24 protein-coding genes are annotated in these 22,261 nt (G+C 62.5%); 11 read left to right on the top strand and 13 right to left on the bottom strand.

Features of this window, described 5'->3' with window-relative positions; genetic code table 11:
• Nucleotides 1-29 precede the first annotated feature (29 nt).
• Complete coding sequence (locus CBW66_RS20375) at nucleotides 30-1,238, top strand: hypothetical protein (RefSeq protein WP_086137233.1); 1,209 nt, start codon at nucleotides 30-32, stop codon at nucleotides 1,236-1,238.
• 165 nt (nucleotides 1,239-1,403) lie between these two features.
• Here CBW66_RS20375 and CBW66_RS28660 read toward each other — a convergent pair whose 3' ends face one another.
• Entirely contained in the window at nucleotides 1,404-2,168 is a 765-nt protein-coding gene (locus tag CBW66_RS28660) for a hypothetical protein (RefSeq protein WP_139841575.1), read from the bottom strand.
• Between the two features lie 91 nt (nucleotides 2,169-2,259).
• Complete coding sequence (locus CBW66_RS20370) at nucleotides 2,260-2,790, bottom strand: DNA-deoxyinosine glycosylase (protein ID WP_086137185.1); 531 nt, start codon at nucleotides 2,788-2,790, stop codon at nucleotides 2,260-2,262.
• 95 nt (nucleotides 2,791-2,885) lie between these two features.
• On the opposite strand from CBW66_RS20370, the gene CBW66_RS20365 reads away from it, so the two are divergent.
• From CBW66_RS20365 to CBW66_RS20350, 4 genes are all read left to right on the top strand, one after another.
• Nucleotides 2,886-3,314: a DUF962 domain-containing protein gene (locus CBW66_RS20365; protein ID WP_070224221.1), complete on the top strand. Its 429-nt coding sequence runs from the start codon at nucleotides 2,886-2,888 to the stop codon at nucleotides 3,312-3,314.
• Nucleotides 3,315-3,467: 153 nt separating this feature from the next.
• Nucleotides 3,468-3,917 carry a glycine zipper 2TM domain-containing protein gene (locus tag CBW66_RS20360; protein WP_034780449.1) on the top strand — a complete coding sequence of 150 codons (450 nt, stop codon included), beginning with the start codon at nucleotides 3,468-3,470 and terminating at the stop codon, nucleotides 3,915-3,917.
• A 318-nt stretch (nucleotides 3,918-4,235) separates the two neighbouring features.
• Nucleotides 4,236-5,180: a DMT family transporter gene (locus tag CBW66_RS20355; protein WP_086137186.1), complete on the top strand. Its 945-nt coding sequence runs from the start codon at nucleotides 4,236-4,238 to the stop codon at nucleotides 5,178-5,180.
• Complete coding sequence (locus tag CBW66_RS20350; RefSeq protein ID WP_086137187.1) at nucleotides 5,177-5,683, top strand: GNAT family N-acetyltransferase; 507 nt, start codon at nucleotides 5,177-5,179, stop codon at nucleotides 5,681-5,683. The genes CBW66_RS20355 and CBW66_RS20350 overlap by 4 nt, the downstream gene beginning before the upstream one ends.
• Before the next feature lie 314 nt (nucleotides 5,684-5,997).
• On the opposite strand, the gene CBW66_RS28655 is transcribed toward CBW66_RS20350, so the two are convergent.
• Nucleotides 5,998-6,336 carry a hypothetical protein gene (locus CBW66_RS28655; RefSeq protein ID WP_139841576.1) on the bottom strand — a complete coding sequence of 113 codons (339 nt, stop codon included), beginning with the start codon at nucleotides 6,334-6,336 and terminating at the stop codon, nucleotides 5,998-6,000.
• Nucleotides 6,337-6,350: 14 nt separating this feature from the next.
• Between CBW66_RS28655 and CBW66_RS20345 the strand changes: the two genes are divergently transcribed.
• Nucleotides 6,351-6,530 (top strand): hypothetical protein, encoded by a 180-nt coding sequence (locus CBW66_RS20345; protein ID WP_034746290.1) that lies wholly within the window; start codon nucleotides 6,351-6,353, stop codon nucleotides 6,528-6,530.
• 11 nt (nucleotides 6,531-6,541) lie between these two features.
• Here the strand turns inward: CBW66_RS20345 and CBW66_RS20340 are convergent, their stop codons facing one another.
• The 9 genes from CBW66_RS20340 to CBW66_RS20300 form a co-directional block, all read right to left on the bottom strand.
• Complete coding sequence (locus CBW66_RS20340) at nucleotides 6,542-7,987, bottom strand: glycine betaine ABC transporter substrate-binding protein (RefSeq protein WP_086137234.1); 1,446 nt, start codon at nucleotides 7,985-7,987, stop codon at nucleotides 6,542-6,544.
• A 69-nt stretch (nucleotides 7,988-8,056) separates the two neighbouring features.
• Nucleotides 8,057-9,283: an imidazolonepropionase gene (gene hutI, locus CBW66_RS20335; RefSeq protein ID WP_086137188.1), complete on the bottom strand. Its 1,227-nt coding sequence runs from the start codon at nucleotides 9,281-9,283 to the stop codon at nucleotides 8,057-8,059.
• 12 nt (nucleotides 9,284-9,295) lie between these two features.
• Complete coding sequence (locus CBW66_RS20330) at nucleotides 9,296-9,871, bottom strand: HutD family protein (protein WP_086137189.1); 576 nt, start codon at nucleotides 9,869-9,871, stop codon at nucleotides 9,296-9,298.
• Nucleotides 9,871-11,235, bottom strand: a complete 1,365-nt coding sequence (locus CBW66_RS20325) for a formimidoylglutamate deiminase (protein WP_230492091.1) — start codon at nucleotides 11,233-11,235, stop codon at nucleotides 9,871-9,873. The genes CBW66_RS20330 and CBW66_RS20325 overlap by 1 nt, the downstream gene beginning before the upstream one ends.
• Entirely contained in the window at nucleotides 11,232-12,035 is an 804-nt protein-coding gene (gene hutG / locus CBW66_RS20320; protein ID WP_086137191.1) for an N-formylglutamate deformylase, read from the bottom strand. Before hutG ends, CBW66_RS20325 begins: the two co-directional genes overlap by 4 nt.
• Nucleotides 12,036-12,055: 20 nt before the next feature.
• A complete protein-coding gene (gene hutH, locus CBW66_RS20315; RefSeq protein ID WP_086137192.1) occupies nucleotides 12,056-13,615 on the bottom strand; it encodes a histidine ammonia-lyase in 1,560 nt (519 codons plus the stop codon).
• Between the two features lie 19 nt (nucleotides 13,616-13,634).
• Complete coding sequence (gene hutU / locus CBW66_RS20310) at nucleotides 13,635-15,338, bottom strand: urocanate hydratase (RefSeq protein ID WP_086137193.1); 1,704 nt, start codon at nucleotides 15,336-15,338, stop codon at nucleotides 13,635-13,637.
• A 106-nt stretch (nucleotides 15,339-15,444) separates the two neighbouring features.
• Nucleotides 15,445-17,124 carry an amidohydrolase gene (locus tag CBW66_RS20305; protein ID WP_086137194.1) on the bottom strand — a complete coding sequence of 560 codons (1,680 nt, stop codon included), beginning with the start codon at nucleotides 17,122-17,124 and terminating at the stop codon, nucleotides 15,445-15,447.
• A 71-nt stretch (nucleotides 17,125-17,195) separates the two neighbouring features.
• On the bottom strand, nucleotides 17,196-17,810 hold the full coding sequence (locus CBW66_RS20300) for a GNAT family N-acetyltransferase (RefSeq protein ID WP_086137195.1): 615 nt from the start codon (nucleotides 17,808-17,810) through the stop codon (nucleotides 17,196-17,198).
• 133 nt (nucleotides 17,811-17,943) lie between these two features.
• Here CBW66_RS20300 and CBW66_RS20295 point away from each other — a divergent pair, with 133 nt between their 5' ends.
• The 5 genes from CBW66_RS20295 to CBW66_RS20280 are packed head-to-tail and all read left to right on the top strand — an operon-like array spanning nucleotide 17,944 to nucleotide 20,499.
• Nucleotides 17,944-18,150 carry a hypothetical protein gene (locus tag CBW66_RS20295; RefSeq protein ID WP_086137196.1) on the top strand — a complete coding sequence of 69 codons (207 nt, stop codon included), beginning with the start codon at nucleotides 17,944-17,946 and terminating at the stop codon, nucleotides 18,148-18,150.
• Nucleotides 18,151-18,195: 45 nt separating this feature from the next.
• A complete protein-coding gene (locus tag CBW66_RS29490; protein WP_086137197.1) occupies nucleotides 18,196-19,014 on the top strand; it encodes a hypothetical protein in 819 nt (272 codons plus the stop codon).
• Between the two features lie 10 nt (nucleotides 19,015-19,024).
• The gene (locus tag CBW66_RS28650; protein WP_139841577.1) at nucleotides 19,025-19,465 is read left to right on the top strand and encodes a hypothetical protein; all 441 of its coding nucleotides are present in this window, start codon (nucleotides 19,025-19,027) and stop codon (nucleotides 19,463-19,465) included.
• 7 nt (nucleotides 19,466-19,472) lie between these two features.
• Nucleotides 19,473-19,982 carry a hypothetical protein gene (locus tag CBW66_RS28645; protein ID WP_139841578.1) on the top strand — a complete coding sequence of 170 codons (510 nt, stop codon included), beginning with the start codon at nucleotides 19,473-19,475 and terminating at the stop codon, nucleotides 19,980-19,982.
• Between the two features lie 13 nt (nucleotides 19,983-19,995).
• Complete coding sequence (locus tag CBW66_RS20280) at nucleotides 19,996-20,499, top strand: hypothetical protein (protein WP_086137198.1); 504 nt, start codon at nucleotides 19,996-19,998, stop codon at nucleotides 20,497-20,499.
• 42 nt (nucleotides 20,500-20,541) lie between these two features.
• Here CBW66_RS20280 and CBW66_RS20275 read toward each other — a convergent pair whose 3' ends face one another.
• Nucleotides 20,542-22,221, bottom strand: coding sequence for a mechanosensitive ion channel family protein (locus CBW66_RS20275; RefSeq protein WP_086137199.1), 1,680 nt, complete (start codon nucleotides 22,219-22,221; stop codon nucleotides 20,542-20,544).
• Nucleotides 22,222-22,261: the final 40 nt, after the last annotated feature.

Below are 22,261 nucleotides of genomic sequence, written 5' to 3'. Positions count from 1 at the left end.
GAACCGTATTTCTTAACCTGTTGATCGCCATGCCCAAAAATAAGCGCCCTGTCCCCCGTAAATCCGCCAACACGCCTGAAGACAAGGATGAAGCCGTCACACGCATGCTGTGCACGATGGCCCTGAACCTGGCGGAGCAGGAAGACAGCGAATCGCAGGGCACGGTGCTGGCCGAGCAAGCCGTCGAATTCGGCCGCCTGATCCGCAAGGCCTTGAACCAGAAAAAGGATGAAATCCTGTACGACGCCATCGAGCGCGCCAAGTACGAAGACGTGGGCGCCTACCAGTATTTGCGCAGCCATATCGAGGAAGCGGCGTCCATTTCCGTGATCCGCCGCGAGAATGCCCCGGCCATGGAAATCAACGCCTTCGTCGTGCCCCTGCTGGTGCAAAGCACGGGCGGCCTGAAGGAAGCGGACAGCTTCCAGGACCAGGACGCGTTCGAAGCGCTGGTGAAAAGTTTCCAGCAAGCAGAACTGGAAAGCGCCAAGGCCAAGGTGGTCCTGATCAGCCATGCCTACGACCTCGATGAAATTGACCGCATCACGTATAGCCATTTGCATGACATGGTGCGCGACGCGTACGCTTCGATGACGGACAAGAAGATCGTCGCCACGCCAGGCCTGGAAAGCAGCATCGTCGGCTGGAACGCGACGGCTTTCGGCCCGCAGGACACGGCCGTCGAACTGCGCTTCCTGCTGGGCTTTGCCTTGAAGCGCGTGGACGACCCCTTCTATGCGGAACCGCAGGACGAAGCGGCGCTCGACGCCTGGTTCGACGCGCGCATGGCCCGCTACCAGCAGTGGACGACGGAAGTGGGCGACCTGGTGAAACGCTGCCTGGCGCCAGCCGGCAGCGCGCTGGAAGTGAGCTTCCTCTACCAGGACCTGTTCCACGGCGGCAAGGAACAAGGCATGAGCGAATATGCGATGCTGCAGATGATGTCCGGCATCAACCATGCACTGGCGGAAAACAAGGTGGACGCCGGTGACGTCTCGGTGGTCGTCGGCCCGGCCGATGAACACGGTGAAATGCTGCTGCGCGTGAACGTCAGCACGGCGGGCGGCCAGCTGCTGCACAACGCCGACAAGCCGCTGGACCTGGCCGCCGACCTGCAGGACGAAGTCGACGACATCTGCGACGCGCTGGCCACCATCGGCGTGACGCAACTGTCCGTGGCGCTGAAATTCGATGCCAAGGGGCAGCCGGTGGAAACACAAATTTACGCGCACAGCTAGAACAGATTTTCCCTCATACAAAGTAAGCTACGATTTAGAGATTTCGTAGTGATCAACCTGCGACATAAGGCTGCAGGTTGATCAGCAAGCATGTAAACTTCGACCTCACTTCTGAGCTTCACTTATCACAAAAAACAGTATTCGCAGGCACTCTAAATATGCCTGCTAGTCCTTCTTTTTCATTTCCCGCAATTTTTTTTCCGCCATTTCTGGATGCTCTATCCAATCAAAATATTCATCGTTTCTCATGAAATATATAAGCCATGGCGAAATCAAAACACCAACAGACAGCAGAAAAACAATATCAACAATCCAATGCCAGATAATTGATTGTATTACATTCCACTCTAACAATAAGCTCGAAAAAGAATTATCCCCTGCCAGTAAGTTCACCAACAATAGAAATGTGCATGAGAACGACAATTGTGACAGCATCTTCCCTTCACTATCGCTCTTTCTTTTCTCATCCTTCCTTGCCTCAACTCTTCCAATCCAAAAGCTATCTTTTTCCTTCAGAGCTTCCTTTTTCGCATCATACAAAGTAACATAACCAGAATTTAGCTTTTCACGGTAATCTCTATATGAACCAGAATGACCAAATATTTTATACCAAACATCTGAGTAGCGAATCAGATTCATGAACCATTCCAGAATATTTTGGAATACTGGTGAAATGGCACCCATAAAAAATACATAACAGCCCAAAAAAACTATATAAGCACCAGTAGGGATTAATTTGCCCCCCTCAGCAACATTGGACAGATGCAAATCAAAATTAGCAATTCCGTTATTAAAAAAAATCACCAAGGCATCATCAATTGCCAACACAACAGAGACAATAAGCAAAGCCCATCTATATTGCACCACCCGGTCTAACAATGTTATAGCCTGTTCGGCTCGTCGACTAGTAGCCGATTCGTTTTCCGACATGAAATATTCCTCGCATGAAAATAATTTAATGTAAATTTATTATAATCTCTTAATTCGCAAAAAAAAACACCAGTCAGATACTGCAGATAATTTATTCTGATAATGATTTCCATGCCACTAGTTTTTGTGCATATGCCAAAGTGTACGCCGGGCTGCTCGACGGCAAGCTGACGATGCGGTAGCGCTGCGCGTGCTCACCCAGCACCTTGAGGCCCAGCTTGGCGGCCGTGCCGCCATTGAAAGCGATCGTGTGCAATTGCGGCAGGCTGGCGGCCAGGGCCACCAGGTCGTTGTCGTCGCGGGCGCGGATATTGCTGTCCAGGCTGCCCGTGCGCTGCGCCTGCGCCACCACGTCCCACAGGCCCACGCCATGCGCCAGCAAGCATGCCAGACGCTCTTCATAGGGCAGGCTTTTCAAATCCACGCCCAGCACTTCGCCCAGCAGCATCCAGAACTTGTTTTGCGGGTGCGCATAGTACTGGCTGTGCGCCAGCGATTTTTCGCCGGGCAGGCTGCCCAGTATCAGCAAGCGCGTGCCGGCATCGACGACGGGGGCGAAACAGCGCTTGCGGGTGTGGGCAGGGTCGGCAGCGTGGACTGGCGGGAAGGCAGGGCGATTCAAATCGGATATCCGGAAGGGAAGACGAACGCGCATTTTACCCGGCCACGCGACGGTGTAGAATTCCCGCACCACCCTCCCCTCGACAAGAGACACCCATGCGCACCATCGACACCCTGCTGGCCCAGTATGGCGAAAGCCACCGCAACCACGTCAATGAATGGGTGCACATCGTGTGCGTGCCGCTGATCGTTTTCAGCCTGCTGGGGCTGCTGTGGAGCGTGCATCCCAGCGTGGCGCTGCTCGGCAGTATCCTGGCCTTATACTATTACTATAAGCTGTCGCGCCCGTTTGCGGCGGGCATGTTGGCGATGCTGGCCGCCATGCTGGGCCTGCTGCTGCTCATGCCGCCGCTGACCATTTTGCCCGCGTCACTGGCGCTGTTCGTGCTGGCCTGGATAGGCCAGTTCATCGGCCACCAAATCGAAGGCAAGAAACCGTCATTTCTCGACGACTTGCGCTTTTTGCTGGTGGGTCCGCTGTTCGTGCTGGGATTTTTATACCGGCGCCTGCGGCTGGCGTATTGAGCGGCAGACGGTCACGGGGCTACTCGGTCACGCGGGGCCGGTAACAGATTTTTACTATTCGCAACTAGTTATCTGCGACAAGTGTCCTTATGATAAGTCATCCTCTGCCGGTCGACGCAATCGGCAACCAACTTTTGTCCAAGGGAGTCCTACATGAAAGCACCAATTATTGCCGTGGCATTGCTCGCCACCCTAGCCGGCTGCGCCGTACAACCGAACTCGGCAAATGTCTACAACGCGCGCCAGGCGCAGAATGAACAATCGGTTCGCATGGGCACGGTTGAATCCGTGCGCCAGGTAACCATCGACAAGGGCGAAACGGGCACGGGCGTGCTGGCTGGCGCGGCGCTGGGCGGCGTGGCCGGCTCGACAGTCGGGGGCGGCAAGGGCGCCATTGCGGCCAGCATCCTCGGCGCCGTTGCCGGCGGCATGGCCGGCAAGAGCATCGAAGCGAACGCGTCCAACAAACCCGGCCTGGAAATCACCGTGCGCCTGGACAATGGCGACATGCGCGCCATCGTGCAAGACGCGGACGAACTGTTCCGTCCGGGCGAGCGCGTGCGCCTGCTGTCGGACGGCCGCAAGACCCGCGTCACCCACTGATCTGCTTGCCGGCGCATGCGCTCAGCCGAATGCGCCGGCAGCGAGCAAGGCAGAAGGGTGCAGCCAAATGGCAATCACAGCAGTCACGACGACATACACAAGCACGCTCCATACTTTGATGTGCAGTGAGGCTGGCATGGCGGTCCCCTTCAAAGATGCAATTCGGAAAATAGCTACTTGATATTAATGTAAATATTTTCATAAATTCAATATTTTCCAGAAGCACTGCGCTGGCTCAATGCCTGGTGTTTCTTGGCAACACATCGAGCAAGCTCGACCGCACTCGCCATCGCTGCGCGATGCCCGTATACTTGCGCGATGTCCTCTCCTCTCCTGTTCATCATTGCCTGCCTGATCTGGGGCTCCACCTTCTGGGCCATCACCTTGCAGCTGGGCGATGTCGCTCCCGCCGTTTCCGTGGTCTACCGCTTCGGCCTCGCCTCCGCCACCCTGTTTGCTTGGTGCGCCGTGCGCGGCAACCGCCTGCGCCTGCCCTGGCGCGCGCAAAAATGGATGCTGCTGCAGGGCCTGGCCTCGTTTGCCCTCAGCTATGTGTGCACTTACAGCTCGGAGCAATACCTGGTGTCGGCCCTCGTCAGCGTGCTGTTCGCGTTGATGGTGTTCTGGACGCCCTTGCTCAACCGCATTGCCTTCGGCACGCCGATCACCTGGAGCACCTGCTGCGCGGCGTTTGTCGCCATCTGCGGCATCGTGCTGCTGTTTTACCAGTCCATCGGCGCGGCGCTCAAAGATATCCTGGGCGGCGGCAACGGCCATTTTCTGCTCGGCTTTATCCTGGCGCTGGTGGCCACCGTGTCTAGCACGGTGGGCAATGCCCTCGTCATGAAAGTGCGCGAACAGTCCGGCAATGTGATGCTGACCATGGCCTGGACCATGCTGTGGGGCACCTTGATGGTGGCCTGCTGGGCCATCGCCACGGGCCAGTCCTGGCAATTGCCCACGCGCCCCAGTTACTGGATGGGATTGCTGTACCTGGCCATCTTCGGCTCGGTGATCGCCTTCAGCGCGTATTTCACCCTGATCGCGCGCATCGGCACTCAAAAGACCGTGTATATCGGCGTCGTCACGCCCGTCATTTCCGTGCTGCTGTCGGTGCAGTTCGAACACTACCGGCCCGCCCCCATCGAATGGGCGGGCATGGTGCTGTGCTTGTCCAGCGTAGCCTGGGCCCTGACGTCGGGCGCGCGCAAGACGAGCAGCATCGCTTCCCTTTCCACCACTCCATCAACAAAGGCAACATGAGCACCTCCTCCTCCCTCGCCATCCGTCCCGCGACCGCATCCGACGTGACCGCCATCTTCGGCATGATCCATGAACTGGCCGTGTTTGAAAAACTCGAGCACATGATGATCGCCAAGGAATCCATGCTGCACGACAGCCTGTTCGGCAAGCACCCCGCGTGCGAAGCGCTGGTGGGCGAGGAACATGGTGAAGTAGTGACGTTCGCCCTGTTCTTCCACAACTTTTCCACCTTCCTGTGCCGCAAGGGGCTGTACTTGGAAGACCTGTATGTGAAGCAATCGGTGCGCGGCAAGGGCTATGGCAAGCAGATGCTCGTGGCGCTGGCGCAACTGGCAGTCGAACGCGATTGCGGCCGCTTCGAATGGTCGGTGCTGGACTGGAATGAAAACGCGATCAACTTCTACAAGGGCATGGGCGCGGACGTAATGCCGGACTGGCGTATCTGCCGGGTCGCCGGCGATGCCTTGACGCAATTGTCGACAGGAACGCCGACATCGGCCTGATGGGGGAACTGTAGCGAGCGGATGCGATTTGTGGCCGAGAAGCGGAACTGTACGCAGGTACGGGGCCGCCGAGGCAGTGAGCATCGCAGGCCGCAAGGCGCGCCGCGCAGTAAGTTCCCAAAAAAATCCCCGCGGGCTAGCGGCACCGCGGGGTGAACCCATTGTCAAGTGGGAGGGGGAGAATGCAATCAACGGTTATCAATATAAACGCAGCCGCTTGCGATGGCGCAGACCTTTACATTTGCTTACCGGGCCTTACATTTGACTTAAATCTGCTAACCAAGTGTCACCAAGTGTCGCTCGGATGACACTGATTATTTCCGTGGTTCAATCAATGTGCCGTGCAAGCCGATATGTTGTTGCGCAACCCCACTGCCCCCCTGCGCATTTTTATAGATTTGGTACACTGTCAGGCAGGCGATGCAGCCAGCAACCACGGCAAAAATGACCATGCGACGCTCCTTGAGTATGCTTGATGGGATCAGGGCTCGCGGCTGATGATGTCCAGGCGAGCAGGGAAGATTCAGTGTGGCATCTGCGACGTTGGGGGCATTGCGCAATGTCAAACGCGCCAATTCGACGGGGTCATGGCGTTTGATATGACGCAAAGTGGCGGCATTCCGCTCACACAAAATGAACGCATCATTTCGCATCCGGGAGCCACATCATGAATGTCTCTGCCAAACCGCTCGTCATGAAGATCTACCGCGCCTACCTGCGTTCCCGCCTGGAACGCTACACGCGCGACTTGCAAGCCATCGCCGAACAGCGCGAAAACGACTTCCAGGCCGAACGCATCCTGCACCAGGCCGTCGTCTCGGTGCGCTCCAAACTGCACTCGCTGTAACCGTGATGCCGTCAGCGCTGCCGGCCGGCCACGGCCCAACGCTCCACCAGTTCGAACAGGCCTTGCGTCAGCAGGGCCAGCACGGCTGCGGGGATCGCGCCGGCCAGCAGCATGTCGTTGTCATTCAGCGCCAGGCCGATGGTGATGCGTTCGCCATAGCCGCCCGCGCCGATGAAGGCGGCGATGGTGGCTGTGCCCACGCTCATCACGGCGGCCGTTTTCACGCCCGCCAGCATCACGGGCAAGGCCAGCGGCAAGTCCACGTGCAGCAGGCGGTCGCGCCGGCTCAAGCCCAGCGCCAGCGCCGCCATGCGCAAGCCTTGCGGCACCTGCAAGATGCCCGTGCACGTGTTGCGCACGATGGGCAGCAAGGCGTACACGAATAGCGCCACCAGCGCCGGCACCAATCCGATCATGCCCAGCACGGGAATCAATATCGCCAGCAGGGCCAGCGACGGCACCGTCTGCAGCACGCCGACGAAAGCCAGCACGGTTTGCCGCAGCGGCGCCGAAAACGCCGCCAGCACGCCCAGCGGAATGCCGATCAGGCACGCCAGGGCCACCGACAGCAGCACCAGCGTCAGGTGCTGGCGCGTCAGGGTCCACAGATCGTCGCCGATGATTTTATCGAGCAGCTTGCCGCGCGCGGCGGCCGGTTTGTTGGCCCGCGTGCCCGATGCCAGCCACTGCCGCGCCACGCCGGCAAAGCTCTTGCCGTCGATTTCCACGGCCGCATTCATGGCGATCATGTCGCCCTCGCTGATGCGCCCCTGCAATCCTTGCAAGGATTGCCAGGCGGCAGGAAAGCGCTGCGGCAGGTCGAGCCGATACAGGAGCATGGCGTCGTAGCGGGGAAAATACTGCTGCGTGTCAGCCAGCACGCGCAAGCCGTACTGGCGGATCTTCGCGTCCGTCGAATAGATGTCGATCACATCCACCTGGCGCTGCGCCAGCGCTTCATACGCAATGCCGTGATCGAGTCCGCGCGGGCGCTGCGGCAAGCCATAGCGCGCGGCCAGGCCAGGCCAGCCATCGACGCGGCCGATGAATTCATGCGACAGGCCAAACTTCAAGGCCGGGTGCTGCGCCAGCTGCGCCAGGCTGGCGATGGAGGTTTCATCGCCGCGCATGGCCAGCGCATACGTATTGTTAAAGCCCAGCGGCACGGCCACGCCCAGTCCCAGCGCCGCCAGCTCACGCCGCATCTGTGCCAGGTCGATGGCTTTGTCGTGCTTGAGGATTTCGCTGGCGATGGTGCCCATGTATTCGGCATATAAGTCGATGCTGCCCGCCTGCAGCGCGGCGAGCACGATGGCCGTGTTACCCAGACCCTGGCGGTGTTCCGCCCTGACGTGCGGCGCGGCGCTCTGCTTGACGATTTCGCCGAGGATGTACGATTCCGTAAAGCGCTTCGAACCCACCTTCAGGGTGCCGCCATCCATGGCAAGGGAGGACATGGGCGCGGCGGCGAAGACAAGTAACAACAGCAAGTAAGCAAGACGCACGCGGCGCTCCAGGACGGATGATCAATCCGGCAAGCTTACCACCGGCGCGCGCCAGACACCGCCGTGCACCACGCCCGCGCACGGGTTCAAGCCCAGCGCATACGCCAGGTCGGCCGGGCGCGCGATGCGCCACAGGGCGAAATCGGCGCGCTTGCCCACTGCCAGGCTGCCCGTTTCCTGCTGCAAGCCCAGCGCGCGCGCCGCATGGCACGTAACACCGGCCAGCGCTTCCTGCGGCGTCAAGCGCCACAGCGTGCACGCCATGTTCATCGCCAGCAGCAATGACGTCATCGGCGACGTGCCCGGATTGCAATCGGTGGACACGGCCATCGGCACGCCGGCCGCGCGCAATGCCGCAACAGGCGGCGGCTGCGTCTCGCGCAAAAAATAATAGGCGCCCGGCAGCAGCACGGCCACCGTGCCATGCTGCGCCATGGCGGCGATGCCTTCGTCCGACAGGAATTCCAGGTGGTCGGCCGACAGGCCGCCGTAGCGGGCCACCAGCGCCGCGCCGCCCAGGTCCGACAGCTGCTCCGCATGCAGTTTGACGGGCAGGCCCAACGCCTGCGCCGCCTCGAACACCCTTTCGGTTTGCGCTGGCGTAAAGCCGATGCGCTCGCAAAAGGCGTCGACGGCATCGACCAGGCCATCGCCGGCCAGCCGGGGCAGCATCTGCGCGCACAGCAGCTCGACATAAGCGTCGGGCTGTCCCGCGTATTCGGGCGGCAGCGCATGCGCGCCGAGGAAGGTGGTGCGCACGGACACCGGTAGCTGTTGGCCTATCCTGCGCGCCACGCGCAGCATCTTCGCCTCGCTGTCCGCATCGAGACCGTAGCCGGACTTGATTTCCAGGGTCGTCACGCCCTCGGCCAACAGCGCCAGCACGCGGGGCAGGCTTTGCCGCAGCAATTCATCGTCGCTGGCCGCGCGCGTCGCGCGCATGGTGGACATGATGCCGCCGCCGGCGCGGCTGATGTCTTCATAGCTGGCGCCGTTCAGGCGCGCCTCGAATTCGTCGCTGCGGTTGCCCGCGTGGACGACATGCGTATGGCAGTCGATCAGGCCGGGCGTCAGCCAGCAGCCCTGGCCGTCATGCAGCACCGCGCCGCTGGCCGGCAGCTCGTCGCCGGGTCCGTACCAGGCGATGCGGCCATCCTTCACGGCGATGGCCGCGTCGAGCAGCTCGCCGTAGCCATGCTCCATGGTGGCCAGGTGGACGTTGTGGATGACCATATCCCAGTCTTGCATGGCTTTTCTCTCCTAGATGAACAGGTCGACGCGGAACACGGCCGTGCGCTGCAAGGCCTCGAGCCGCCAGTCCGGCGCGTCGTCGGCGTCCAGCAGCAGCGCGTCATGACGGGCCAGCGCGAACTGCTGCTCGCCACCGCGCGCCAGCACGTGGCCTTCGCCGGCGACGAACAGCAGGGTCGCCCCGCTGCGCCGCGCCAGCTTGACCGGCGCCGTGATTTTTTCCAGCTGATGGCGGCAGCGGTCGCGCCGCGTCATTACATTGAAATCCGTCGTCGGCCCCTTGACCTGCGCAACCACGGCCGCTTCGCCGGGAAACCACAGCATCGGCTGCGCCGCGTTCAAGGTCACCTTGCGCGTGCCGTCGAGCGTCAGCTGCACGCTGTCGCCATCGACCAGCATCAGGCTGCGGTCGATGCCGGGAAAGCTGGAAAACGGCCCGCTGGCCGTGATCGTCGCCAGGCTGATACGCCAGTCAAAATCGTCGAAGCCGGCGTCCGGGGGAGAAATGGCAATTTCCGTCGTACTTCCGCCGCCATTTTTCCACGGCGCGGCGCACAGGTATTCCTGTGGGATGAAGGTCGCCATCAGAGTGCCCTCAGCTGCACCAGGGCGCGCTTGTAGGCGGTGGCGATCGCGTCCTGCGCCACGTGGCGCCCATCGCGCACCTGCCACTGGCCGCCGCACAGCACGTCGCGCACCAGCTTGTCGTTGCCGCAGAAGATAAAACTGCCCAGTACGTCGGCGATGGCCACGCCGCACAGGTTCACATGCGCGTCGTCGAGCACCAGCACATCGGCGCGGCAGCCCGGCGCCAGGGCACCTAGCCTGCGCCCGGACGCCTGCGCGCCCCCCCGCAGGGCTGCCTGCCACAGATAGTCGCCCACATGCCGCCGCTCGGGCGTGGCGGCGACATTGCGCTGCTGGCGCTGCAGGCGTTGGCCGTATTCGAGCCAGCGCAATTCCTCCACCGGCGACTGCGACACGTGGCTGTCGCTGCCGACGCCAAACGATCCGCCAGCGGCGATGAATTCGGCCAGCGGGAACAGGCCGTCGCCCAGGTTCGCTTCCGTCGTCGGGCACAGGCCCGCGACAGCGCCGCTGGCGGCAATCAACGCCACCTCGTCGGGCTGCACATGCGTGGCATGCACGAGGCACCAGCGCGCATCGACGTCGAGCTGCTCGTACAAATACTGCACCGGGCGCCGGCCGCTGTAGTCGAGGCACTGGCGCACCTCACCCTGCTGCTCGGCGATGTGGATGTGGATCGGGCGATCCGCGGGCAGCGCTTGCGCCACTTCGCGGATCTGCGCCACGCCGGCCGCGCGCAGCGAATGCGGCGCGAAACCCACTTCCACCTGCCCGCCGCGCTGCGGCGCCAGCGCCTCGATGATGCGCAGCACGTCATCCGCGTCCGTGCGGAAGCGCGCCTGCTCGGGCTTGAGGGGCTGTGCGCCAAAGCCCGCATGGCTGTACAGCACAGGCAGCATGGTCATGCCGATGCCGCTGAGGCGCGCCGCCGCCAGCACCCGTTCGGCCGTTTCGGCGGGACGCGCATACAGCGCGCCGGCCGCATCGCGCTGCAGGTAGTGAAATTCGCACACGGACGTGTAGCCATGGCGCAGGCATTCGGCAAACAGCTGCGCGGCGATGGCCTCCACCTGCTCCGGCGTGATGTGGCGCGCAAAGCGGTACATCAGCTCGCGCCAGGTCCAGAAGCTATCGGGGCCGTCTCCGGCGACTTCCGTCATGCCGCCCAGCGCCCGCTGGAACGCATGCGAATGCAGGTTGACCATGCCGGGCAAGACATATTCGGCCACTTCCACGCCTGACGACACGGTGGCGCCCTCCGTCACCGCCGTCAAGTCGCCGGCCGCATCCCATTCCAGCAGCACATCGCGGCGCCAGCCTTGCGGCAGCAGCGCATGGCGCGCGAACAAACAGCCGTTCAACGCGCCACCAATGCCACGGCCGCTTCCATCATCCGGCGCAGCAGCGGCTGCACTTGCGCGGCCAGGTCGGGCCGGTAGCCGAACGGCTCCGCCTCGTCCATGCCAGGTTCATTCATGTACAGGCACTGGCACATCTCGAGCTGGATCGCCTGCACGCGCTTGTCCGGCTGGCCGTAATGGCGCGTGATATGGCCGCCCTTGAAGCGGCCGTTCAAGGCCACGGTAAATGTATCCTGCGCGCGCGCGATATCGACCACGGCGGACGTCAGGCCCGCATCGCAGCTGGCGCCATCGGCCGTGCCGAAGTTCAGGTCGGGCAGCTTGCCGTCGAAGAAGCGCGGCACATGCGAGGCGATGGAATGGGCATCCCACAGCACCACGGCGCCATGCACGCGCAGCAGGCGGTCCAGTTCCGCGCGCAGCTGCGCATGATACGGCGCCCAGTAGCGCTGCAATCGGCGCTGCACGTCGGCCGCATCGGGTTCCTTGCCGGCCAGGTACAGCGGTTCGCGATGGAAGGTATCGTTGGGCAGCAAGCCCGTCGTATCCTGGCCCGGGTACAGATTCGTGTCTTCCTGCGGGCGGTTCAAGTCGATGGCGTAGCGCGACCAGCGCGCCGACAGCACCGACGCATCCATCTCCTGCAGGAAGCCATACAGCTCGCGCAAATGCCAGTCCGTGTCGGCCTTGACGAGGGCCTGCGGCGTCATGCGCGCGGCGATATCGTCCGGTAAGTCGGTGCCCACGTGGGGCATCGACACGAGCAGCGGGATGCTGCCTTCGTTGAAGCGGAAATCCATGCTTGTCTCCTTGCGCCCGCTTAAGCGTAAAGCGGGGCGAACAAATTCTTGCAGGTGCCGCTCAATTCACCGTGCAGCACCATCTGCTTGGCCGCTTCGATGTCGGGCGCGAAGAAGCGGTCGGCGTCGAAGAACGGCACTTTCTGGCGCAGCTGATGGTGCACGTGCTCCAGGTGCGGCGAGGTTTTCAGCGGACGGTGGAAATCGATGCCCTGCGCGGCGGCCAGCAGCTCGATGCCGACGATGACGGCCGTGTTGTGCGCCATGTCGTCCAGGCGACGCCCGGCGAACGTGGCCATGCTCACGTGGTCTTCCTGGTTGGCGGAAGTCGGCAGGCTGTCAACGCTGGCCGGGTGCGCCAGCGACTTGTTTTCGGACGCCAGCGCGGCCGCCGTCACATGGGCGATCATGAAGCCGGAATTGACGCCCGGATCGCGCACGAGGAAGGGCGGCAGGCCGGAGAGCGTGGCGTCGATCAGCAGGGCGATGCGGCGCTCGGCCAGCGCGCCGATCTCAGAAATCGCCAGCGCCAGCGTGTCGGCGGCAAAGGCCACCGGTTCGGCATGGAAATTGCCGCCCGAGACGATCTCCGCGTGCCCGTTGGGACCATCCTGGAAAATCAGCGGATTGTCCGTGACGGCATTGGCTTCGATCAGCAGGGTGCGGCCCGCATTGCCGATCAGATCCAGGCAGGCGCCCATGACTTGCGGCTGGCAGCGCAGGCTGTACGGGTCCTGCACGCGCTCGTCGCCTTCCAGGTGCGAGGCACGGATCGCGCTGTGCGCCACCAGCTGGCGGTACATCTGCGCGGCCAGGATCTGCCCCGGCTGTCCCCGCACGGCGTGCACGCGCGCGTCGAATGGCGCATCGCTGCCCTTGGCCGCGTCCAGCGACAGCGCGCCCGTGACCATGGCCGCTTCCAGCAGGCGCTCGGCCATGAACAGGCCATGCAGCGCCAGCGCGTTCGACACCTGCGTGCCGTTGATCAGGGCCAGGCCCTCCTTCGCCGCCAGCACCACGGGCGCGATGCCCGCCTGCGCCAGCGCCTCGGGCGCCGCCATCAATTCGCCGTTGACGCGCACCTCGCCCACGCCCAGCATGGCCAGGGTCATGTGCGACAGCGGCGCCAGGTCGCCCGAGGCGCCGACGGAACCCTTGGCGGGAATGGCCGGCATGATACCCGCGTTGTACAGGGCGATCAGGGTGTCGACGATCAGCGGGCGCACGCCGGAAAAGCCGCGCGCCAGGCTGCCGATCTTCATCAGCATGATCAGACGCACGACGGCGTCCGACAGCAGTTCGCCCGTGCCGACGGAATGCGACAGGATCAGGTTGCGCTGCAATTGCTCAAGCTTCTCGTCGGGGATGCGCGTCTTGGCCAGCAGGCCGAAGCCCGTGTTGATGCCGTAGGCCGCGTCGCCCTTGGCGACAATGGCTTGCACGGCGGCGGCCGACGCCTCGATGACGGGATAGGCCTCGGCGGCGAGGATCAGTTTCGCAGGCGCGGCCCAGACGGTGCGCAGGTCGCCCAGGGTCATCGCGCCCGGTTTCAGGGTCCAACTTTTGGCATGCTGTGTCATAGTCATTCGCGTATCAATCTCAAGGAATCATGGGAAGAATCAGGCCGTTGCGCTTGGCGCAGGCGGCCGCGGTTTCATAGCCGGCATCGGCATGGCGCATGACGCCCGAGCCGCTGTCGTTGACCAGCACTCTCGCCAGGCGTTTCGCCGCGCCTTCCGTGCCGTCGGCCACGATGACCATGCCCGCATGCTGAGAATACCCCATTCCCACGCCGCCGCCATGGTGCAGCGAGACCCAGGTGGCGCCGCCGGCCGTGTTCAGCATGGCGTTCAGCAGCGGCCAGTCGGAGACGGCGTCCGTGCCGTCCTTCATGCTTTCCGTCTCGCGGTTCGGGCTGGCGACGGAACCCGTGTCCAGGTGGTCGCGGCCGATGACGATGGGGGCCTTCAGTTCGCCCGTGCGCACCATCTCGTTGAAGGCCAGGCCAGCGATGTGGCGCTCGCCCAGCCCGAGCCAGCAGATGCGCGCCGGCAGGCCCTGGAAGGCGATGCGCTCGCGCGCCATATCCAGCCAGTGGTGCACCTGCTTGTGGTGCGGGAACAGCTCCTTGATCTTCGCATCCGTTTTATAGATGTCTTCCGGGTCGCCCGACAGGGCCACCCAGCGGAACGGGCCACGTCCTTCGCAGAACTGCGGGCGAATGTAGGCGGGCACGAAGCCGGGGAAATCGAAGGCGTTCTGCACGCCCTGATCGAACGCCACCTGGCGGATATTGTTGCCGTAATCGACCGTATGCACGCCCATGGCGTGGAAATCGAGCATGGCCTGCACGTGGGCGGCGCAGGAATCGGCGGCGGCCACCGTCAGGCGCGCGTGGCGCTGCGGGTCCTGCTGCGCCGCCTTCCAGTCCGACACGCTCCAGCCGCGCGGCAGGTAGCCGTTGACCAGGTCGTGCGCGGAGGTCTGGTCCGTCACCAGGTCCGGCACCAGACCGCCCGCCTTGGCGCGGCGCACCAGTTCCGGCAGCACTTCTGCCGCGTTGCCCAGCAAGCCAATGGAAATGGCTTCCTTGCGCCCGGTATGGTATTTCACCAGTTCCAGGGCTTCATCCAGGCTGGCCGCCTGTTTATCGAGGTAGCGCGTGCGCAAACGGAAATCGATGCTGCTTTGCTGGCATTCGATATTGAGCGAGACGGCGCCCGCCATGGTGGCGGCCAGCGGCTGCGCGCCGCCCATGCCGCCCAGGCCCGCCGTCAAGATCCAGCGCCCGCCCCAGTCGCCGCCGAAATGCTGGCGGCCCGCCTCGGCGAAGGTTTCATAGGTGCCCTGCACGATGCCCTGCGTGCCGATATAGATCCAGCTGCCGGCCGTCATCTGGCCGTACATGAACAGGCCCTGGCGATCGAGTTCGTTGAAGTGTTCCCAATTCGCCCATTTCGGCACCAGGTTGGAGTTCGCGATCAGCACGCGCGGCGCGTCCGCGTGGGTCTGGAACACGCCCACCGGCTTGCCGGACTGGATCAGCAGGGTCTGGTCGTCTTCCAGTGCGCGCAAGGAAGCGAGGATCTGGTCGAAGCAGGCCCAGTTGCGCGCTGCGCGGCCGATGCCGCCGTAGACGACCAAGTGCTGCGGATTTTCCGCCACTTCCGCGTCCAGGTTGTTCTGCAACATGCGATAGGCCGCCTCGGCCTGCCAACTCTTGCAAGCCTTGACCGTGCCGCGCGGCGCGCGGATGGTACGGCTGGCATCAAAGCGTGGATCGGTGTCCATTGTGCTGTTCATGCTGTCTCCTCGTAGGGTGCGAGCGGACATGCGTGGTCCGCCCTGGTACTCCCAGCATAGGTTGTCTATACAACCAAGTCAACAGATTTTTGCCAGCGGCCAGCGCCTATTTTTTCTCGAACACGCGCTTGCCCGCCACCCACGTCTGCAGCACCTGCGTCTTGCCAATCGCGGCCGGCGCCACCTTGAACAGGTCTTGGTCGACGACGACGAAGTCGGCCCATTTGCCCGCTTGCAGGGTGCCGATGACCTTGTCCTGGTGCGCCGCCCAGGCCGCGTCCAGCGTGAAGCAGCGCAGCGCTTCGGTCACCGTCATGGCTTGCCGCGGATACCAGCCGCCGGCCGGGAACCCCTCGCTGTTTTGCCGCGTGACGGCCGCGTGGATGCCCTCGAACGGGTTCGGCGACTCGATGGGAAAGTCCGATCCGCAGGCGATGCGCGAGCCTTGCGCAAGGAAGGTGCGCCACGCATACGCGCCCTGGATGCGCTCGTGGCCCACGCGCTGCTCCGCCATGTTCTGGTCGGACGTGGCGTGCGTGGGCTGCATCGACGGCACGATCCCCAGAGTCTTGAAACGGGGGATATCGGACAACTGCACTACTTGCGCGTGCTCCATGCGGTGGCGCAGGCCCGCGCTATGGTATTGCGCCATCAAGGTCTGGTAGCCGTCGAGAATCTGATGGTTGCCCGCGTCGCCGATGGCGTGCACGTTCACCTGGTAGCCGGCGCGCATGGCTTTTTCCATCTTCGCGCGCATGGCGGCGTCCTTGTAGAACAGCAGGCCGCTGGTGGTCGGATCGTCGCTGTAGGGCGCCAGCAGGGCGGCGCCGCGGCTGCCCAGGGCGCCGTCGGACAGCAGTTTCACGGCGCGCAAGGCGTACATGTCGCGCGCATAGCTTTTTAATGGGCCGCTTTTCGACAATGCGTCGAAGTCTTCCGTCGTGTCGGCAATCATGCCGTACACGCGCACCGTCAGCTTGCCGTGATCCGCGTAATCGCGGAACAGCCGGTCCTGCATCTGGCCGATGCCCGCATCGTGCACGCTGGTCAGGCCCGCCTGCGACAGCTGCGCCAGCGCGCCATCGAGGGCGGCGCGGTTTTCCACGTCGCCCGGCTTGGGCAGCACGGCATCCATCAAGTCCATGGCATTATCGACCAGCACGCCGGTGGCATTGCCATCCGCATCGCGTTCGATCTTGCCGCCGGCCGGATCCGGCGTGGCGCGCGTGATACCGGCCAGCGCCAGCGCACGGCTGTTGGCCCAGCCCGCGTGGCCATCGACCCGGCGCAGCCATACGGGCCGCGCGCTTTCCGCCGCATCGAGTTCCGCGGCCGTGGGAAAGCGCCCCAGCTTCCAGATTTCCTGGTTCCAGCCATTGCCGACGACCCAGCTGCGCTCGGGATGCGCGCGGGCGAAGTCGCCCACGGCCTGCACGGCGGCCTGCAGCGACGACGAACCGTACAGCATCACGCCGCTGGCGATCGTCCCCAGGCCGAACACGTGGCCGTGCGCGTCGATCAGCCCAGGCAGCACGGTCTTGCCCTGCACGTCGACGTGGGTGGCGCCCTTGGCCGCCTTGCGCTTCACCTGCGCGGCGCTGCCGACGGCCAGCAGCTTGCCCGTATCGTCAAACGCCAGCGCCGTGAAGCGCAGCACCTTGCCGGCTGCGTCGAGCGTGTAGCCGTTGGCATTGTGGATGATGGTATCGGCGTGGGCATGGGGCAGCGCGAGGGCGCCCAGGCAGGCGAGCGTGAGCAGGGTGCGGCGCAGTGGCAGTATCGGCATTTCCATCTCCAGGTCTTTTATTCAGTCAATGAGCGAAAAGACGAGTGTATAGAAATTGGCAAAATGGTCAATCAGGCAGCAGTGGGTTGCCGCAGCATCAGCCAGTAATCGCAACCCGTGACGGCTTCCGCGTAACGCCCCGCCACCGCGAAGCCCATCCGGGCATAAAACGGCAGGCTGCGTTCGTTGTAGGTCTCCAGGAAGCACGCGGCGCCCGCCGCATCGACGGCCGCCAGCCCCGGCGCCAGCACGGACACGCCCAGTCCCCGCCCCTGCGCGTCCGGGGCGATGCCGGCGATCGACAAATACCAGGCCGCGCCCAAGTCGTGCGATGCCAGCGCGTGCTCCATGTTTTCGACGATGGCCGAAAAGTGTGCAAAGCCGCGCTCCCCCAGTAGCATGCGCAAGGCGTCTTCGCGCTGCGCGTACGCGGCCTGGCGCTCGGCTACCGGCGTATCCGTTGTCCAGATGGCGGCGCCACTGCCCCCGTCATCAGTCAGGTCGACGCGGCCCGCCTGCCGGCCTTCGGCCAGCGCCAGCGCAAAATAAGTCACCAGCATTTCCAGCCGCGCCACCTCGTCCTCGCCGCACGCCACCGTGACGGCGCGGTAAAACGGGTCGCCGATCAGGGCGGCGGCCAGACTGCGGGCGGCTTGCGATGCTTCAGTATGGGGGGCGCTGGACATGGGTTCTCTTTCTGTTCGTTGTATCTTTTTATTGCGACGCCCGGCATCTTAACGCAAGCACCCAAGCCTTGCGCCCAGTCAATACCTCCCCGCCGCCGCTGGCCTACGCTGGCGTTTTATCGCGGAGCCCTCCATGGCCAGGCACCATGTCATCAGCACCACCGGCTGCGACGTGTTCTTCAAGCTCGTCACGCACTACAAGAACAGCTTCGGCGCGCGCTTCGACAGCATGATCGTCACCTTCAGCGCCGATGGCCAGCCCGTGCTGGGCGCCACCCTGCGCAACGCGACAAGCGGCTGCGAACTGCACCGCCTGGCCGGCCAGCCCGACGAATGCTGATGCTGCGGCTACGACGAACAGCTGGAATTCGTCTCGCAAAACAAGGTGCCGCTTGCGCACGCCGACTACCGGCTCACCTTGAGCAATGGCGAAACGTGGACGGGGACGACGGATGCGAAGGGACGCACGGGGCGCGTGGCCAGCAAGCAGGAAGCAGTGATTACCCAGACCGAATTCCTGCCCCACGCGGACAAATCGCCGTGCTGCGCCAACGCCCCGAAACACGCGGCGCCAGCCGTCAAGGTCGTCCAGCTCGATGGCGTCAAGACGACCGACAAGGACGTCGGTTCGTCCGTCAAACTGGTCAAAGTCAAGGACAAGGTTCGCCCGCTGACCAGTGGCGAGATCGACATGGCGTGGATGCTGTTCCAGGACGCGATCGACTACGGCAAGGTCAAGGTGCATGGCGAACCGTATTTGTGGTTCGGTTTACAGCCGAAGAACGTGGCCATGACGCCGGATGGGGAGATTTACTTTCATGAGTCGGAATTTCGAGAAGATTTTTCAAAGGAAAAGCCAAGGCCAAAAAACTGGTTCATGCATGAAATGGTGCATGTTTGGCAGCATCAATTGAATTATCCAGTGGCGATACGGGGACTTGTCAGGCTAGGTTTGGATTACAAGTATGTACTACTACCGAAGAAAAAATTATCGGATTACAACATGGAAGCACAAGGTGACCTGCTCGCAGACTATCACACACTGAAGTATTTAAAAGATCCAGACGCAATGCGCCAACCGAAATATCAACACTCCCTACAACTTTATGAAGAGGTATTACATGATTTTTTCAAAGATAGGAAAAGCAAGGCAAATCTGCCCGGCCGTAATGCTGAGCACGAGCCTTTGTTTGACATACCATGACGCTTTCGGCATGTCCCGCATGGCATACGCGGAAGTACAGCTAAAAAACGGCATTCCCTGTTTCTCTATTTCTGAAAAGGAAGGAGCACGCAACGGGGTTCCGCAGATTAGTGCGGTCGTACTGACAGATGTATCCGTCAAGCCTGCAGTCAAAGTATGGTCTTTTCTTTTACCGGGCACAGCAACTATCCCTGTGCATGCCAAGTCCTGCCTTTTGTATGGGCTTGCTCCAGCAACGGCAGAGGTCAAGCCACCCAAAGCTCCGCCGCTGAAAACGGGGCGCATGTATGACGTCTTCCTGAACGGTGGGCCAGCCGATCCTTCAGATCCTACTCGCGGTTACGTCGGGAAATTTTGCTTGATGACAGGTATCTCCGGTGAGCGCAAGATTCTTCTTATCGACAGCGATAGCCAAGCCTGGATAGATGAAATCTGCCCCGTTCAGAAATAGGAAAAACATGATCTCCTTGCAGCAGAATGCCCTGTTCAGACTCCTCATGTTCCTCAGCCTGCATGCCTGTGCAACATCACGCATCGCCGATGCTGAAATCAATTCAGTGAATGGCACGCCCTGCTTCACAATCTCACAAACGGAAGAGAAACGTAACGGCCAGCCACTCCTGGGAGCACTCAGCATTTCAGACCTGTCAGAAAAGCCCGTCGTTGGTATGTGGAGTTTTTATATGACTGGTGGAAAAAAAGTACCGCTCTCGTCAAAAAGCTGCCTTCGGTATGGTGACCTTCCCCAGGGAGCGAACGGCATGCCCGCCCCTCAACTGCAAACAGGACGGGTCTACAGCATTTTCCTCAATGGAAGACCAAATGATCCTTCCGACCCCACCTATGGCTACATGGGAAAGTTTTGCATAGTAGCCACGGCCACTGGTGAACGAAAAATCATCGCCATTGGCAGCGACACGCCAGCGTGGAAACAGGATAGTTGCCCGGAACATTTGCTCATCAGATAGTGCGAGGATCACCATGCCATATCGTCACACACTGTTATTCCTGCTTGCCACCCTGACGGCCATCGATGCCTCGGCATGGTCGCGCATGGGCCGCGCCGCCGTCATCACGGAAGCGGGCCTGCCCTGCTTCAAGATTGCCACTGAAGAGGAACGTTCAAGGGGGCCTGTCAGCCTGAAGATGCTGACGATCAGCACACCTGGGCCGAATGGCTGGAAAGATGTATGGACGGTCATGTTTCCCAATGCCTCATTTGGCGACCCCAGCTATCGTCTGCCAAACAAGGGATGCGTGCGCTACGGCAAGGCTCCCGAGGGGGCCGAGAGCAGCGATGCCGCGCCGCTGCTTGCGGGTAAAGTGTATGGCGTATCCTTCCTGGGACGGCCGCCATCCGCGTCCGATCCCACTTCGCGCTACTCGGCAGATTTCTGCCTGCTCACGGCACCCGCCGGAGGCTTCCAGGTGATTCAGCTGAAAAATAGCAAAAATATTTGTGCGCCCGAGGAAAAACCAAGATAGCGCGTGCCATGACATCCGTCACGCACAGACCACTCCTCGCGCTCAAGAAGACTTGGACGGAACCACCTCAATCGTTTCCTCCCCCCGCCTCGCCGGCGCCCGGAACCATTCACCGGGCGGCACCACGTGCGACTCTTTCGGGTCGTCGATATAGTGCGGCGAGGTGATCTGCACGTCGAATTCGTTGAAGACGTCGATGATGTTCTGGTGCAAGCGGTTCAGCACTTCGGCACGCTGGCGGGGGACTTCGGCGCTGGCATAGGCGACGAGACGATATTGCACGTAGTAATCCTGCAAGGCCAGCTGCATCACGTACGGTTTCGGCGTGGTCGACAGTTCCGGCGTGCGCGAGGCGGCCAGTTCCAGCATGGCGTGCACTTGCCGCCAGGGCGTGGCGTAGCCGATGGTGACGGTGGAGTCGAGCACGAAGCCGCCGCCGGGCTGGGCGCGCGAATAATTCTTTGTCGTTTGCGACATCACCCAGGCGTTCGGCAAGGCGACTTCCTCGCCGAGTCCCGTGCGCAAACGCGTCTCGAACATACCGAGCTCGACCACCGTGCCTTCGCTGTCGCCCACGCGCACATATTCCCCCTTGCGCAGGGCGCGCGTGTACATCAGGATCAGGCCGCTGGCGCCCTGGCCCACGATGCTCGATGCGCCGATTGACACCATCAGGCCGACCAGCACGGAAAGTCCCTGGAAGGCGGCCGTGTGCGAACCGGGCAGGTACGGATACGCCATGGCCAGCGCGAACAGCCAGATCACCACGCTGGCGATGCGGCGCGTGGGCAGGGCCGTATCCTTGTCTAGCCAGCCGATCTGCAATTCGCCGCTTTCCACGCGCTTGAACAGCGAGGCGGCCGTGGCGGCGATCAGGCGCGCGATGGCGAAGATCACGCATACCAGCACCAGCCCCGGCAAGGCGCCGATGATGGCGTGGAAAACATCGGCAGCCACGTCGAACAGATAGCCGCTCAGGCTTTCGCCCCAGGAGCGCGTGTAGGGCAGGCGGCCCAGCACGAAGGCGGCCCACAGATAGGTGGCCATCAGGCGCAAGCCCCACAGCACGGCGCTCAGCAGTTGATACGCGAAGGCGATGTAGTGTTCGGCGTCGAGCACGCGCACATTCTTCAGGCGCACGTCGCGCAGGCGCGAGGCCAGCAGGATGCCGCTGCGGCGCTTGGCCCAGCGGTAAAAGCGCGTCAGACCCATCCACACCAGCCAGAACACGAGGGTGGCGGCCGCGCACACGGCGGCGGCGATCGCCAGGTAGCGCCAGCTGCCCTGTTCGCGATAGTCAGCCACGGCCTTGCTCAACTCGCCGGCCGCCGTTTTCGCCACGCTTTCCGTCGTGTCGCCGGCCAGCAAGTTGACGTCGCCAGGCACGACGACGAACAGTTGCACGCCATCGAGCAGCACTTGCGTGCCTTCGGGAATGATCCGCGTGCTCGCCTGCAAGGGACCGTTTTTCGCCAGCACGCTTTCCAGGCGGCGCTGCGCGCCGATGGCCCGTTCATCGGGCGGATAGCCGGCCAGCGCGGCGCGGAAGACGAAGACCTTGCGGTTGGCAAACATCAGCGGCGCCGTCTTGACGATGGCAGCCTGCGACGGCGCGATGGCGGTCGCGGCTTCCGCAACGAGCGAGGATGCGCCCTCGTCCGCGTGGGCTGCGGGCAGCAGAAAGATCGTCAACAGGCACAACAGGCGGAGCAACGCGGACATGGCAGAAATGAAAGAGTGACAAGGTGAGCCATCATGCCAT

Source organism: Janthinobacterium sp. GW456P (assembly GCF_002127655.1).
Taxonomy (GTDB): domain Bacteria; phylum Pseudomonadota; class Gammaproteobacteria; order Burkholderiales; family Burkholderiaceae_D; genus Janthinobacterium.
Note: the sequence above shows the minus strand (reverse complement) of the source record. Positions and strands in the feature narration are given on the sequence as shown.